This window comes from Sodalis sp. (in: enterobacteria) (assembly GCF_036327475.1).
In the GTDB taxonomy this organism is placed as follows: Bacteria; Pseudomonadota; Gammaproteobacteria; order Enterobacterales; family Enterobacteriaceae.
In genome coordinates, this window is the sequence record NZ_CP132913.1 from 1,035,476 (window position 1) to 1,049,710 (window position 14,235).

At 53.9% G+C, this 14,235-nt stretch carries 8 protein-coding genes and 3 pseudogenes; 1 reads left to right on the plus strand and 10 read right to left on the minus strand.

What is annotated here, in order from left to right; all coding sequences use genetic code 11:
• Positions 1-14: 14 nt before the first annotated feature.
• Both GPOALKHO_RS05655 and nudC read right to left on the minus strand, forming a co-directional pair.
• A pseudogene (locus tag GPOALKHO_RS05655) lies at positions 15-874 on the minus strand (uroporphyrinogen decarboxylase family protein); the annotation flags it as partial.
• Between the two features lie 24 nt (positions 875-898).
• Positions 899-1,490: pseudogene (nudC, locus tag GPOALKHO_RS05660) on the minus strand (NAD(+) diphosphatase); the annotation flags it as partial.
• A gap of 244 nt (positions 1,491-1,734) precedes the next feature.
• Here nudC and GPOALKHO_RS05665 point away from each other — a divergent pair.
• Positions 1,735-1,888: pseudogene (locus tag GPOALKHO_RS05665) on the plus strand (Rsd/AlgQ family anti-sigma factor); the annotation flags it as partial.
• A gap of 272 nt (positions 1,889-2,160) precedes the next feature.
• Here GPOALKHO_RS05665 and rpoC read toward each other — a convergent pair.
• The 8 genes from rpoC to secE form a co-directional block, all read right to left on the minus strand.
• Positions 2,161-6,381, minus strand: a complete 4,221-nt coding sequence (gene rpoC, locus GPOALKHO_RS05670; RefSeq protein ID WP_406701629.1) for a DNA-directed RNA polymerase subunit beta' — start codon at positions 6,379-6,381, stop codon at positions 2,161-2,163.
• A gap of 90 nt (positions 6,382-6,471) precedes the next feature.
• Positions 6,472-10,503, minus strand: coding sequence for a DNA-directed RNA polymerase subunit beta (rpoB, locus tag GPOALKHO_RS05675; protein WP_406701630.1), 4,032 nt, complete (start codon positions 10,501-10,503; stop codon positions 6,472-6,474).
• A gap of 321 nt (positions 10,504-10,824) precedes the next feature.
• Positions 10,825-11,193: a 50S ribosomal protein L7/L12 gene (gene rplL / locus GPOALKHO_RS05680; protein ID WP_406701631.1), complete on the minus strand. Its 369-nt coding sequence runs from the start codon at positions 11,191-11,193 to the stop codon at positions 10,825-10,827.
• A 62-nt stretch (positions 11,194-11,255) separates the two neighbouring features.
• Positions 11,256-11,753, minus strand: a complete 498-nt coding sequence (rplJ, locus tag GPOALKHO_RS05685; protein ID WP_406703405.1) for a 50S ribosomal protein L10 — start codon at positions 11,751-11,753, stop codon at positions 11,256-11,258.
• Positions 11,754-12,034: 281 nt separating this feature from the next.
• Positions 12,035-12,739: a 50S ribosomal protein L1 gene (gene rplA / locus GPOALKHO_RS05690; protein WP_406701632.1), complete on the minus strand. Its 705-nt coding sequence runs from the start codon at positions 12,737-12,739 to the stop codon at positions 12,035-12,037.
• 3 nt (positions 12,740-12,742) lie between these two features.
• On the minus strand, positions 12,743-13,171 hold the full coding sequence (gene rplK, locus GPOALKHO_RS05695; RefSeq protein WP_406701633.1) for a 50S ribosomal protein L11: 429 nt from the start codon (positions 13,169-13,171) through the stop codon (positions 12,743-12,745).
• A gap of 131 nt (positions 13,172-13,302) precedes the next feature.
• Positions 13,303-13,848 (minus strand): transcription termination/antitermination protein NusG, encoded by a 546-nt coding sequence (gene nusG, locus GPOALKHO_RS05700; protein ID WP_406701634.1) that lies wholly within the window; start codon positions 13,846-13,848, stop codon positions 13,303-13,305.
• A gap of 9 nt (positions 13,849-13,857) precedes the next feature.
• Entirely contained in the window at positions 13,858-14,226 is a 369-nt protein-coding gene (gene secE / locus GPOALKHO_RS05705) for a preprotein translocase subunit SecE (protein WP_406701636.1), read from the minus strand.
• Positions 14,227-14,235 lie beyond the last annotated feature (9 nt).

The following is a 14,235-nucleotide window of genomic DNA, read 5'->3' on the forward strand; positions in this document are numbered from 1 at the left end:
GCGTATCCGTACGTCTATGTCCTAATAACAGGGCTGCGAGACAGCCGGTGTACTGCCTCAACGAAATAGCCCGCGTGCGCCGGCGACACATCCTGATAAATGCCGTGCCAAAGATTGAAGATATGCCCCTCGCCCGTGGCGAAATCCTCCAGTATAGAGGCCACTTCGCGCTCGATTCGCGCCTGGGAGCCATAGAGCACCGACGGGTCCATATCCCTGTGATGTCACCTTGTCACCAACCCGGCAGCGAGCGCCCGCGATATCGGTGCTCCAGTCAAGGCCGAACGCATCGCAACCTCTGGCGGTCATCGTTTCTAGCCATTGGCCGCTGCCTTTGGTGAGTAGCGTTACCGGCACCCGGAGACCCTCATGTTTACACTGGAGGCCGTCAACAATTTCGTGCATAAGTACAGGGAAAATTCTCGATAATCCGCGTTGGCCAACGTGCCGCCCCACCGCCTGGGTGCCTGCGCAGATTTGGCCGGTTCAGGTACAACACCGCCAGTTTGTCCAGCAGCAAAGACAGCGTTTCCAGCTCGACGTACAGCATCCTTTTAATTTTGGTGAAGACCTTGGAGCTGCAGCTTTCCGCCATATTTGCGTGGCCAGGCACCGTGGCTGCCAGAGAAACCGATTAACGGTACCGCTCATCTAGACCTCCCGAATGATGTGCACCGCGTTCATCACATAGCCAAGCCCTGCTCTGGATCAGGGATTGGCAGGTGTCTACGTCGCGGTGGCTTTATATGGGGCGCGTAAAGCGCGGCCCTTCGCCCTGCTCAAACCGCAGGCCTAGTCCCATGGCATCATGGGCTGTGAGAATATCAGAAAACAGGATGGCGGCGTCCGGCGGGTAGCAGCGCAGCGGTTGCAAGCGTCACCGATCCCGGGCGGCGGCTGGTAGCGCGTCGTAACGATACCGGCCGGCGTTGAGAAGCTCATGCGGATCATGCTGGATGTCGCCCCGGTCATAATCGGCTAAACGCCATCATCAGTGAATGGGAAACGGCCAGGGCTAGAAAGGGTCACATAACACACATTTTTGCACCTGTGTTTCCTCCATCACTTCACGCGCACCTGTGTTTCCTCCATCACTTCACGCGCGACGCATTACTCCAGCATTTCGTCCACTTCAACAAGGTCGGCCAACACGGTATAGATTTCTCCGCGATGGCGGCTGTGGCGCGCCAGAAAAATCTAGTCATCGCGGCGGAGGGTCACGTAATGCAAGGGGCGATTTGACGCCCGCGCGGATTACGGGTAATAACGTTCGTGGCAATGGTCGTGCAGGCACATTCCATTTTGCTCAAGCGCACCTGGTGGCCGTAATAACCGCAATGACGATATGAACGGAAAACCCCGAAAGTTGCACGCCAAGCCAGACCAGTTAGAACAAATCTCCCTCGCCCATTCGCCGATGGGTAGCGCCAGCATGCCGATCAGTCCTTATCCATCGCGCTGCCGAAAGGCAGTTCCACCTGCGGCAGCCAAAATTTGGCCTCCTGGCTGACCACCCACTAGTCCCGTTCATGCCTGCTAAGTTCGTGTGCCATTTTAGTTGTACTACCTCTTATTTTACAACAAGCTAGCAAGCCTTAACGTTTTTTTTATTTATCCGTTATATTTATCCGTTATATTTTATCACCTTGAAGTCAATCATGCGAAATGCGTTACTGGCAATAATGAATTTATTGATTAATGGTCATAAGCCCGCAAGGGACTTTTGGTGGCGTACTACTAGTGGCGTGCTACTATTTGATCGGCTTAAATCCCAAACAAAGAAAAGCATGCTCCCATGGACGAAGAAAGCGCTAAACGCCTTTTGCCATCAATTGGTGGATTATCTTTCCGCCGGTCATTTCACGTTTACGATCGTATCGTGCCGGAGGGGATACGACGTCCACGCTGCTTTGCAGCGCTCTACAGGAAAACATGTAACGGATCACGGCGCGCTGACGACAATCATTCTGAAAGCGCCATTGTCCATGACAGCTTCTGGCGTTTTAGGAAGCGTCAGGCGTGGGTGAAGCGTTGTCGGTACAGTGTGAAGGCCGCATCGGCCCTCCCTTTGTTCACGCTATTGTTCCTGCTTTGAGGGGCGCGGCCGTTCTTCTTCCGAGCGGTTTTGCTTTTGTCAGCGATGAGGGACAATGCTGGCAATCAGTCGTCGTTGCCGCCCAGACCCGTGTTCAGCAGTTCAGCCAGGTTGGCAGAAGCTTCATCGGCGGTAAGCTGCGGTGCGGCAGGCGCTTCACCTTGATGACGATGACTGGCGCGTTCCTGATGATAAGCATAACCGGTACCGGCCGGGATTAACCGTCCGACGATGACGTTTTCCTTCAGGCCACGTAGTTCATCGCGCTTACCGGCAACAGCGGCTTCGGTCAGCACGCGCGTGGTTTCCTGGAACGACGCCGCGGAGATAAACGACTCCGTAGCCAGCGAGGCTTTGGTGATACCCAGCAGATCGCGCATGTAGGTCATTTCCATCTTACCATCGTTTTCCAACTGGCGATTGGCGATCTTGATGCGCGAATATTCCGCCTGTTCACCTTCCAGGAACTCAGAGTTGCCGCTGCTGGCGATCGTCGCTTTACGCAACATTTGGCGAACGATAACTTCGATGTGTTTATCATTGATCTTCACTCCCTGCAGACGGTAGACGTCCTGGACTTCGTTGACGATATAGCGGGTTACTGCATGCACGCCTCGCAGACGCAGAATGTCGTGCGGCGATTCCGGACCGTCGGAAATCACATCGCCGCGCTCTACGCGTTCACCTTCAAAGACGTTGAGCTGACGCCATTTCGGGATCATCTCTTCATAAGCGTTACTGCCATCCACCGGCGAGATAACCAGGCGACGTTTGCCTTTGGTTTCTTTACCAAAGGAAACGATACCGCTGATCTCGGCCAGGATCGCCGGCTCTTTCGGACGACGAGCTTCAAACAGATCGGCAACACGCGGCAAACCACCGGTAATATCCTTGGTCCCGCCGGTTTCCTGCGGCAGGCGCGCCAGCGTATCACCGCCGGTAATTTTAGCGCCGTCTTCCAACTGCACAATCGTCTTACCCGGCAGGAAGTATTGCGCCGGCATGTCGGTACCAGGAAGCAGCATATCATTACCGTTGGCATCCACAATGCGCAGCGCCGGACGCAGATCTTTACCGCCGCCGGTACGTTCGGCGGTATCCAATACTACGATAGAGGACAAGCCGGTTAGTTCGTCTGTCTGGCGGGTGATAGTCTGGCCGTCGATCATATCGGTGAAGCGGACGAAACCGTCGACTTCGGTGATAACCGGCATGGTATGCGGATCCCAGTTGGCAACGGTTTCGCCGCTCATGGTTTCCGCGCCATCACCTTTGGCCATCACGGCGCCATAAGGCACTTTGTAGCTTTCTTTGGTGCGGCCGAATTCATCAATCAGCTTCAGCTCGGTATTACGCGAAGTAATCACTAGTTTACCACTGCCGTTAACCACGAACTTGGCGTTGCTGAGACGGACGGTCCCTTTGTTCTTCACCTGAATGCTGGATTCCGCAGCGGCGCGGGACGCGGCCCCACCGATATGGAATGTGCGCATGGTAAGCTGGGTACCGGGTTCGCCGATGGATTGTGCGGCGATAACGCCGATGGCTTCGCCCTTGTTAACCAGATACCCACGCGCCAAATCGCGGCCGTAGCAGTTGGCACACACGCCGAAATCTGTGTCGCAGGTCACGACCGAACGTACCTTGACGCTGTCCACGGAGTTTTCTTCCAGCACATCACACCACTGCTCGTTCAATAGGGTGTTACGCTCAACCAGAATATCCATGGTGCCTGGCTTCAGAACATGTTCCGCCGTGACGCGGCCAAGCACGCGTTCGCGCAGGGGCTCTTTCACGTCGCCGCCTTCGATTACCGGCGTCATTACGATACCGGCGAAGGTGCCGCAGTCATCCTCGGTTACCACCAGATCCTGCGCCACGTCGACCAAGCGACGGGTCAGGTAGCCGGAGTTCGCGGTTTTCAGTGCGGTATCCGCCAAGCCTTTACGCGCGCCGTGGGTGGAGATGAAGTACTGGAGTACGTTTAAACCTTCACGAAAGTTCGCGGTAATCGGTGTCTCAATGATAGAGCCGTCGGGCTTGGCCATTAGACCACGCATACCGGCCAGCTGACGAATCTGCGCCGCCGAACCACGGGCGCCGGAGTCGGCCATCATAAAGATACTGTTAAACGATACCTGACGTTCTTCCTCGCCGTCGCAGTTAATCACTGTTTCGGTGGACAGGTTGTCCATCATCGCCTTGGCAACGCGCTCATTGGCTGCGGTCCAGATATCGATAACTTTATTATAGCGTTCGCCAGCAGTCACCAGACCCGACTGGAACTGTTCTTGGATTTCGGCGACTTCCGCTTCGGCTTCATCGATGATTTCGGCCTTCTTTGCGGGGATCACCATGTCGTCGATACCGACAGATGAGCCGGAACGGGCAGCGTAGGCGAAACCGGTGTACATGATTTGGTCGGCAAAAATGACGGTCGGCTTCAGACCTAGCACACGATAGCAGGTATTAAGCATCTTGGAGATGGCTTTTTTACCTAACGCCTGGTTCACTAGCGAGAATGGCAGCCCTTTTGGCACGATCATCCACAGGATGGCGCGGCCGACGGTAGTGTCCACCAGGCGGGTGCTCTCCACCCACTCGCCGTTGTCACGTTTCTCATGCTCGGTGATACGCACCTTAACGCGCGCATGCAGCTCGGCCACACCGGCGCGATAGATGCGTTCCGCTTCTTTCGGCCCGGTCAGCGCCATGCCTTCGCCTTTGCCGTTGACGCGATCGCGGGTCATGTAGTACAGACCCAGCACCACGTCCTGCGATGGCACGATAATCGGCTCGCCGTTAGCAGGCGACAGGATGTTGTTAGTAGACATCATCAACGCGCGCGCTTCCAGCTGGGCTTCCAGCGTCAGCGGCACGTGTACCGCCATCTGGTCGCCGTCGAAGTCGGCGTTGTATGCCGCACATACTAGCGGGTGCAACTGAATGGCTTTACCTTCAATCAGCACCGGCTCAAACGCCTGGATGCCCAGACGGTGTAGCGTCGGCGCACGGTTCAGCATGACAGGGTGCTCGCGGATGGCTTCGTCCAGGATATCCCAGACCACGGCTTCTTCGCGCTCCACCATTTTCTTGGCGGCTTTGATCGTTGTGGCGAGTCCGCGCAGTTCCAGCTTGCCGTAAATGAACGGCTTAAACAGCTCCAGCGCCATTTTTTTCGGTAGACCGCACTGATGCAGATGCAGGTACGGACCGACGGTAATAACCGAACGGCCGGAATAGTCGACGCGTTTACCCAGAAGGTTCTGGCGGAATCGGCCTTGCTTACCTTTAATCATGTCGGCCAGCGATTTCAGCGGACGCTTATTGGAGCCGGTAATGGCGCGGCCGCGACGGCCGTTATCCAGTAGCGCATCGACCGCTTCTTGCAACATACGCTTTTCGTTACGCACGATGATATCCGGCGCAGCCAGATCCAGCAGGCGCTTCAAGCGGTTATTACGGTTGATCACCCGGCGATACAGATCGTTCAGATCCGACGTTGCAAAGCGGCCGCCGTCCAGCGGGACCAGAGGGCGCAGATCCGGTGGCAGCACCGGCAGCACGGTCAGGATCATCCACTCCGGTTTGTTGCCGGATTGCACGAAAGCTTCCAGCAGCTTGATACGCTTGGTCAGCTTTTTGCGCTTGGTTTCAGAGTGAGTTTCTTCCAGCTCCTCGTGTAACCGCTTGCATTCCTGCTCCAGATTCATATTTTTCAGTAGGGCCTGGATCGCTTCAGCGCCCATTTTGGCGTCAAATTCGTCACCGAACTCTTCCAGCGCGTCTAGATACTGCTCTTCGGTCAGGATCTGACAGCGCTCAAGGTTGGTCATACCGCCTTCAACTACGACATAGGATTCAAAATACAACACGCGCTCGATATCGCGCAGCGGCATGTCCAGCAGCAGGCCTATACGGGACGGCAGCGATTTTAAAAACCAAATGTGGGCGGTAGGCGAAGCCAGCTCAATATGGCCCATGCGCTCACGACGCACCTTGGTCTGGGTTACTTCAACGCCGCACTTCTCGCAGATGACCCCGCGATGTTTCAAACGCTTGTACTTACCGCACAGACATTCATAGTCTTTTACCGGTCCGAAAATACGTGCGCAGAACAGGCCGTCGCGCTCCGGTTTGAAGGTACGGTAGTTAATGGTTTCCGGCTTCTTCACTTCACCGAAAGACCAGGAACGAATCATGTCTGGCGAGGCCAGCGCAATTTTGATCGCATCAAACTCTTCGGTCTTAGTTTGCGCTTTCAGAAACTTAAGTAAATCTTTCACGGATTGGCTCCTGTCGGAGTTGGATCTGTTAGTCGCCTGAAACGCTCAGGTGCCTTTATTACCAGCACGAATCGTACTCTGGCAGAAAAATCAGTCTTCTTCCAGCTCGATATTGATGCCAAGCGAACGGATTTCTTTCAACAAAACGTTGAAGGATTCCGGCATACCAGGTTCCATCATGTGATTGCCATCCACGATGTTTTTGTACATCTTGGTGCGACCGTTAACATCATCCGACTTGACGGTAAGCATTTCCTGAAGGGTGTACGCTGCGCCGTAGGCTTCCAGCGCCCACACTTCCATCTCCCCGAAGCGCTGGCCGCCGAACTGCGCCTTGCCCCCAAGTGGTTGCTGGGTAACCAGGCTGTACGAGCCGGTGGAGCGCGCATGCATTTTGTCATCAACCAAATGGTTGAGTTTAAGCATATACATATAACCCACGGTAACCTGGCGCTCGAACTGCTCCCCGGTACGGCCATCGAACAAGGTAATTTGACCGGAGCTCGGCGGCAAGCCGCCGAGCTGCAGTAGCTCCTTGATCTCTTTCTCTTTGGCGCCGTCGAATACCGGCGTGGCGATTGGCATTCCTTTCTTCAGATTCTCCGCCAGACGCAGCACTTCCTCATCCGAGAAGGTGTTGAGATCTACCTTTTGGCGCACGTTATCACCCAAATCATAGGCTTTCTGGATGAATTCGCGCAACTTGGCCACTTCTTCGTGCTGCTTGAGCATGGCATTGATCTTGTCGCCGATGCCTTTTGCCGCCATACCCAGATGGGTTTCCAGAATCTGGCCTATGTTCATACGCGACGGTACGCCCAGTGGGTTCAGAACGATATCCACCGACACGCCGTTTTCATCGTAAGGCATATCTTCGATAGGGTTGATCTTGGAGATAACGCCCTTATTACCATGTCGGCCAGCCATCTTGTCGCCCGGCTGAATCTGACGTTTCACCGCCAGATAGACTTTGACGATTTTCAGTACACCCGGAGCCAGGTCATCACCCTGGGTAATTTTACGGCGCTTAGCTTCCAGCTTCTTCTCGAATTCATGCCTAAGCTCGTCGTACTGCTCGGCGAGCTGCTCAAGCTGATTCTGCTTCTCTTCGTCAGCCAGGACCAGTTCCAGCCAGCGCTCGCTTGTCAGCTTATCCAGTTTCTCCGCCTCGATGCCGCCAGAGATCAGCACGTCGCGAATACGGGCAAACAGACCGGCTTCAAAGATCTGCAATTCTTCGGTTAGGTCCTTTTTGGCCTGCTTAAGCTGCATTTCCTCAATTTCCAGCGCGCGCTTGTCTTTTTCCACACCGTCGCGGATAAATACCTGAACATCGATAACGGTACCGGAAACACCATTCGGCACGCGCAGCGACGAGTCTTTCACGTCGGAGGCTTTTTCACCGAAGATGGCGCGCAGCAGTTTCTCTTCCGGCGTCAGTTGGGTTTCGCCTTTCGGAGTCACCTTGCCTACCAGAATATCGCCGCCAGTCACTTCCGCGCCGATATAGACAATGCCTGACTCATCCAGTTTGGAGAGCGCGGCTTCACCCACATTCGGGATGTCGGCAGTAATTTCCTCAGGACCGAGCTTTGTGTCGCGGGATACGCACGCCAGTTCCTGGATATGGATAGTGGTGAAACGATCTTCCTGCACCACGCGTTCTGAGACCAACATGGAGTCTTCAAAGTTGTAGCCGTTCCACGGCATGAAGGCGATACGCATATTCTGACCCAGCGCCAGCTCACCTAGATCGGTGGACGGACCGTCGGCCAGCACGTCGCCACGCTCAACCGGTTCACCAAGCGAAACGCAAGGCGTCTGGCTGATACAGGTGTTTTGGTTGGAACGGATGTATTTGGTTAGGTTGTAGATATCAATGCCCGCTTCGCCCGGATGCATTTCATCCGAATTAACGTTAATCACGATACGGGAGGCGTCTACGTACTGCACCGTTCCACCGCGTTTCGCCACGGCGGTCACGCCCGAGTCAACGGCAACCGCACGCTCCATACCAGTGCCGACTAGCGGCTTATCGGTACGCAATGTGGGGACTGCCTGACGCTGCATGTTCGCACCCATCAAGGCGCGGTTGGCATCGTCGTGCTCCAGGAACGGAATCAGCGAGGCGCCGACCGAGACCACCTGCTGGGTGGAAACGTCCATATAGTCAACCTGATCGCGACTGAACAGGCTAGATTCTCCCTTGCTGCGGCAGGTTACCAGGTCATCAATGAAGCGGCCATCTTCGCCGAGGTTGGTGTTGGCCTGCGCGATAACGAAATTGCCTTCCTCAATCGCCGACAGGTAATGGATCTCGTCGGTGACCACGCCGTCCTGCACGCGGCGATACGGCGTTTCCAGGAAGCCATACTCGTTGGTCTGTGCATACACGGACAGTGAGTTGATAAGGCCGATGTTCGGTCCTTCCGGGGTTTCGATGGGGCACACGCGACCGTAATGGGTCGGATGCACGTCGCGCACTTCAAAGCCTGCGCGCTCGCGGGTCAGACCGCCTGGGCCCAGTGCGGAGATACGGCGCTTATGGGTAATCTCGGACAGCGGGTTGTTCTGATCCATGAACTGCGACAGCTGGCTGGAGCCAAAGAACTCTTTCACCGCCGCTGAAATTGGTTTGGGGTTGATCATATCCTGCGGCATGAGAGTATCCAAATCGCCCAGAGACAGACGCTCTTTCACCGCGCGCTCCACACGCACCAGGCCAACGCGAAACTGGTTTTCCGCCATTTCGCCCACCGAACGGATGCGGCGGTTGCCCAAGTGGTCGATATCGTCGACTTCGCCTTTACCGTTACGGATATCGATGAGCTTCTTCATCACGTCAATGATGTCGTCTTTGCTCAGAATACAGGAACCTTCAATCTCTTCACGCAGCAGCGAACTGTTGAATTTCATCCGGCCTACCGCGGACAGATCGTAACGATCTTCCGAAAAGAACAGATTTTCAAACAGGTTCTCGGCGGCTTCGCGGGTTGGCGGCTCGCCGGGGCGCATCATGCGGTAGATTTCTACCAACGCGCTCAGGCGATCGCTGGTCGGATCGATGCGCAGCGTCTCGGAGATATAGGCACCGTGGTCCAAGTCGTTGGTGAACAGTGTTTCAATACGCTTGTGCCCCGCCTGGCTTAGCTTGGCCAGCAGGTCCAGTGTCAGTTCCATGTTGGCGGAAATAATGATTTCACCGGTATTTTCATCGATGTAATCTTTTATCACCACCTTGCCTACAATGTATTCGACGGGGACTTCAATCTGCGCGACGCCATCTTTTTCCAGCTGACGAATATGACGCGCGGTGATGCGACGGCCTTTTTCGACATAAACGGTGCCGTTGGCCTCGATATCAAATGAGGCAGTTTCGCCACGCAAGCGCTCAGGAATAAGTTCCATCCGCAGCTTTTTGTCGTGAATTTCGTAAACCACTTTGTCGAAGAACGTATCCAGGATCTGGCCAGTGCTGTAGTTCAGGGCGCGCAGAATGATGCTCGCTGGCAATTTGCGGCGGCGGTCGATACGGACGAACAAATTGTCTTTCGGGTCAAACTCGAAATCCAACCAGGAGCCGCGGTAAGGAATAATGCGTGCGTTATACAGCACCTTACCGGAGGAGTGCGTCTTACCCTTGTCACTGTCGAAAAATACGCCGGGACTACGGTGCAACTGGGAAACGATAACACGTTCGGTGCCGTTGATGACAAAGGTACCGTTGTCGGTCATGAGCGGAATTTCACCCATGTAGACTTCCTGCTCCTTGATGTCTTTTGCCCTGCCTTCCGGCGCTTCACGCTCATAAATGATAAGGCGCAATTTCACGCGTAGCGGTGCGGAAAACGTCACCCCACGGATCTGGCATTCTTTGACATCAAAAACAGGCTCGCCCAGGCGGTAACTGACATATTGTAGTTCGGAGTTGCCGCTGTAGCTTTGTATGGGGAATACGGAACGAAAAGCCGCTTCAAGACCGTACTGACCTTCCGGATCTTGCTCGATAAACTTCTGAAACGAGTCAAGCTGGATAGATAAGAGATAGGGAACGTCCAAAACCTGCGGACGTTTTCCGAAGTCCTTGCGAATGCGTTTTTTTTCGGTATAGGAGTAAACCATAGGGTTCCTCAGCTCGCTGATAAGTCGACCCACACTGTCCGCCCTACTAGAGCAGTACATGAAACACCATTTACGCGTTCGGAGATTTGCTATTCTTTCCGTAACACCTGTTCCTATCACTCTTGGTTATTTCGCTGCACTTTGCTAAACCAGGGGGCTCGGCAGGCGATGCAGTATATTAAGTCGTCGATAGAAAAAATATTGTAGTTAATCAGTAGCTAAATGATGTAAAACGCTACTGATCCTTACAGCGCAAAAAGGCTGGTGACCCAAAAGCCACCAGCCATCAGCCTAAATCAGGCTGCAACCTAGAAGGTTAACTTATTTAACCTCAACAGAAGCACCCGCTTCTTCCAGGGCTTTTTTCAGTGCGTCAGCATCATCTTTAGTCATACCTTCTTTCAGGGTGACAGGTGCGGATTCAACCAGGTCTTTGGCTTCTTTCAAACCCAGACCGGTAGCGCCACGCACGGCTTTGATGACGGCAACTTTGTTCGTGCCGATTACGCTCAGCACAACGTCAAACTCGGTTTTTTCTTCAACGGCTTCAGCCGGGCGGCCAACAGCAACGGCAACAGCGGCAGCGGCAGAAACACCGAACCTTTCTTCCATCATGGAGATCAGTTCAACCACGCCCATGACGGACATTTCGGCAACCGCGTCCAGAATTTGTTCTTTACTGATAGACATAATAAGTGTTCCTAAAATTCAGCAAGCATACGTTTGCAATCGCTTCAGAACAGGGTCAGCACCTATGCCGCTTCTTTCTGATCACGCAACGCGGCCAGCGTGCGAACCAATTTGCCTGCAGAGGCTTCTTTCATGGCTGACATCAGGCAGGCAATTGCTTCTTCGTAGGTTGGCAGCGTTGCCAGGCGATCGATCTGCGACGCCAGGATAATTTCGCCTTCAAAGGCTGCGGCTTTGACTTCAAAATTGACATGATCTTTGGCAAAATCCTTGAACAAACGAGCGGCTGCGCCCGGGTGTTCTTTAGAAAATGCAATCAGGGTCGGACCAACAAACGCGTCTTTCAGGCACTCAAAAGGCGTGCCTTCAACGACGCGGCGCATCAGCGTGTTGCGAATAACGAGCATGTAAACACCGGCTTCACGACCTGCTTTACGCAGCTCAGTCATCTTATCTACCGTTATGCCGCGAAAATCCGCGACAACGGCAGATAGCGCGCCTTTGGCTACTTCGCTGACCTCAGCAACAATCGATTGTTTGTCTTGAAGATTTAATGCCATCAACTCGTGCTCCTGGATTTAGCCCGGGAAAAATCCCTAGGACTCACTTCGCATACCGTAATGACGGTATGCGTTGACATGCGGTGAGCAGAATCCAGCAAACAAATATGTTATTCAGGCCCTGCCACCGTCTACGCAGGAAAATTGAGTGTTGTGACACGCCTGCGGTCTTAGATGGAGGTTTGGATAAAAACCTTGCACCTATGGTCAAAAAGAAACCATTCTGGCAAAACTTTAGGCACCAGATTCTAGACAAATCCAACGCTCGCGTAAAGCAATAATTAAGCGGGCGCCACGGACAGGCCGCTTTGATCGATTACTATACCCGCACCCATGGTAGTAGACAAGCTGACTTTCTTGATATAAACGCCCTTGACCTGCGTCGGTTTGGCTTTTTTCAGCGCAACCAGCAAAGCTTCCAGGTTTTCTTTCAATTTATCAGACTCAAAGTCCACTTTACCGATGGTGGTGTGGATGATGCCGTTTTTGTCGTTGCGATAGCGCACCTGGCCGGCTTTGGCATTTTTAACCGCTTCAGCGACATTCTGAGTAACGGTGCCGACTTTCGGGTTCGGCATCAGGCCGCGCGGCCCGAGGATCTGGCCCAGCTGGCCGACAACGCGCACCGCGTCCGGAGAAGCGATAACCACGTTGCAGTTGAACTCGCCTTTTTTGATCTGGTCAGCCAGATCGTCCATGCCCACCAAATCCGCGCCGGCGGCTTTTGCTGCTTCGGCGTTGGCGCCCTGGGTGAACACGGCAACGCGAACGCTGCGGCCGGTGCCGTGCGGCAGCATGGCGGCACCGCGGACGTTCTGATCGGATTTACGAACATCAATGCCCAGATTAACGGCAACATCGATGCTTTCAACAAACCTGGCGGTGGCCAGCTCTTTCAGCAGCGCTACAGCTTCACTGATATCATATTGTTTAATAGAATCAACTTTGTGGCGGATGACACGCATGCGCTTGGTCAATTTAGCCATTTCTTAATCCTCTACCACTAGACCCATGGAACGCGCGGTACCCACAATGGAGCGGAACATCGCTTCCATATCGGCACCGGTCATATCAGCCGCTTTTGTTTCCGCGATTCCACATATCTGAGCGATGGTTACTTTACCGACTTTTTCTTTATTCGGCTTACCGGAACCGGATTTAATACCCGCAGCCTTTTTCAGCAGCACGGCGGCCGGCGGCGTCTTGGTAATGAAAGTGAAAGAACGGTCGGAGTACACGGTGATAACAACCGGAATCGGCAACCCTTTTTCAATACTTTCGGTTTTAGCATTGAAGGCTTTGCAGAATTCCATGATGTTAACGCCCTGCTGACCCAGCGCCGGACCTACCGGCGGACTCGGGTTTGCCATGCCCGCAGCAACCTGAAGTTTGACATAGGCTTGTACTTTCTTGGCCATGTTGATTTCCTCTAATGAGAGTAAGACTTCCCGCAAATAAGCGTTTACGCGTTCAAGGGCACATAAAAACGAAAAGCGCGAAGTTTTAAAATTAATTTCGCGCTCCGAGAAAGCAAAATGCGTTAGGCAACTCAGCTTTTCTCGACCTGGCCGAAGTCCAGCTCCACCGGCGTGGCACGACCAAAGATCGACACGGACACCTTCAGGCGACTTTTCTCATAGTCCACCTCTTCCACCACGCCGTTGAAGTCGGCGAAAGGACCATCGCTGACGCGAACCAGCTCGCCCGGCTCAAAAATGGTTTTCGGCCGCGGTTTGTCGCCGACCTGTTGCAGGCGGTTCATGATGTCATCGACTTCTTTGTCACTGATGGGCGCAGGATGAGCCGAAGTGCCACCGATAAAGCCCATGACGCGCGGCACACTTCGCACTAGATGCCAGCTAGCATCGTTCATCACCATCTGCACCAGAACGTAGCCCGGGAAGAATTTACGTTCGCTCTTGCGACGCTGACCGCCGCGAATTTCAACCACATCTTCCGTTGGCACCATCACTTCGCCAAACAGCTCTTCTATACCATGAAGTTTGATATGTTCGCGGAGAGACTGCGCCACGCGTCCTTCAAAACCGGAAAACGCCTGAACGACGTACCAGCGTTTTTGGGGAGCTTCGTACATCTTAGAACCTCAGGTAGTAATAAACGATACCACACGGACTAGAATGTTATCCAGTCCCCACAGAATCAGTGACATCACGCCACTCACCGCGGCGACGATCAACGTGGTATGCAACGTTTCCTGGCGGGTCGGCCAAATCACTTTACGTACTTCAGTACGCGCTTCACGCGCAAACGCAGCTGTGGACTTGCCTTTGGCAGTCATCATTGCCACTCCGCCAGCAACGGCTATAATGAGCACGATAGCCAGCGTTCTCAGAGGTAAGTTGTAATCGCGATAAAAACAGTTACCGACGATAGCTACAACCAACAAAATCGCGACGATTAACCACTTAACCGCTTCCAGGCCGCGCCCGCTCCCTTCGATATTCGCACCCATAAAAACCTA

Excerpts from the sequence above, each read along its gene's own strand:
- rpoB (WP_406701630.1), bottom strand. The coding sequence starts at position 10,503 with ATGGTTTACTCCTATACCGAAAAAAAACGCATTCGCAAGGACTTCGGA.
- secE (WP_406701636.1), bottom strand. The coding sequence starts at position 14,226 with ATGGGTGCGAATATCGAAGGGAGCGGGCGCGGCCTGGAAGCGGTTAAG.
- rplL (WP_406701631.1), bottom strand. The coding sequence starts at position 11,193 with ATGTCTATCAGTAAAGAACAAATTCTGGACGCGGTTGCCGAAATGTCC.
- rplA (WP_406701632.1), bottom strand. The coding sequence starts at position 12,739 with ATGGCTAAATTGACCAAGCGCATGCGTGTCATCCGCCACAAAGTTGAT.
- nusG (WP_406701634.1), bottom strand. The coding sequence starts at position 13,848 with ATGTACGAAGCTCCCCAAAAACGCTGGTACGTCGTTCAGGCGTTTTCC.
- rplK (WP_406701633.1), bottom strand. The coding sequence starts at position 13,171 with ATGGCCAAGAAAGTACAAGCCTATGTCAAACTTCAGGTTGCTGCGGGC.
- rplJ (WP_406703405.1), bottom strand. The coding sequence starts at position 11,753 with ATGGCATTAAATCTTCAAGACAAACAATCGATTGTTGCTGAGGTCAGC.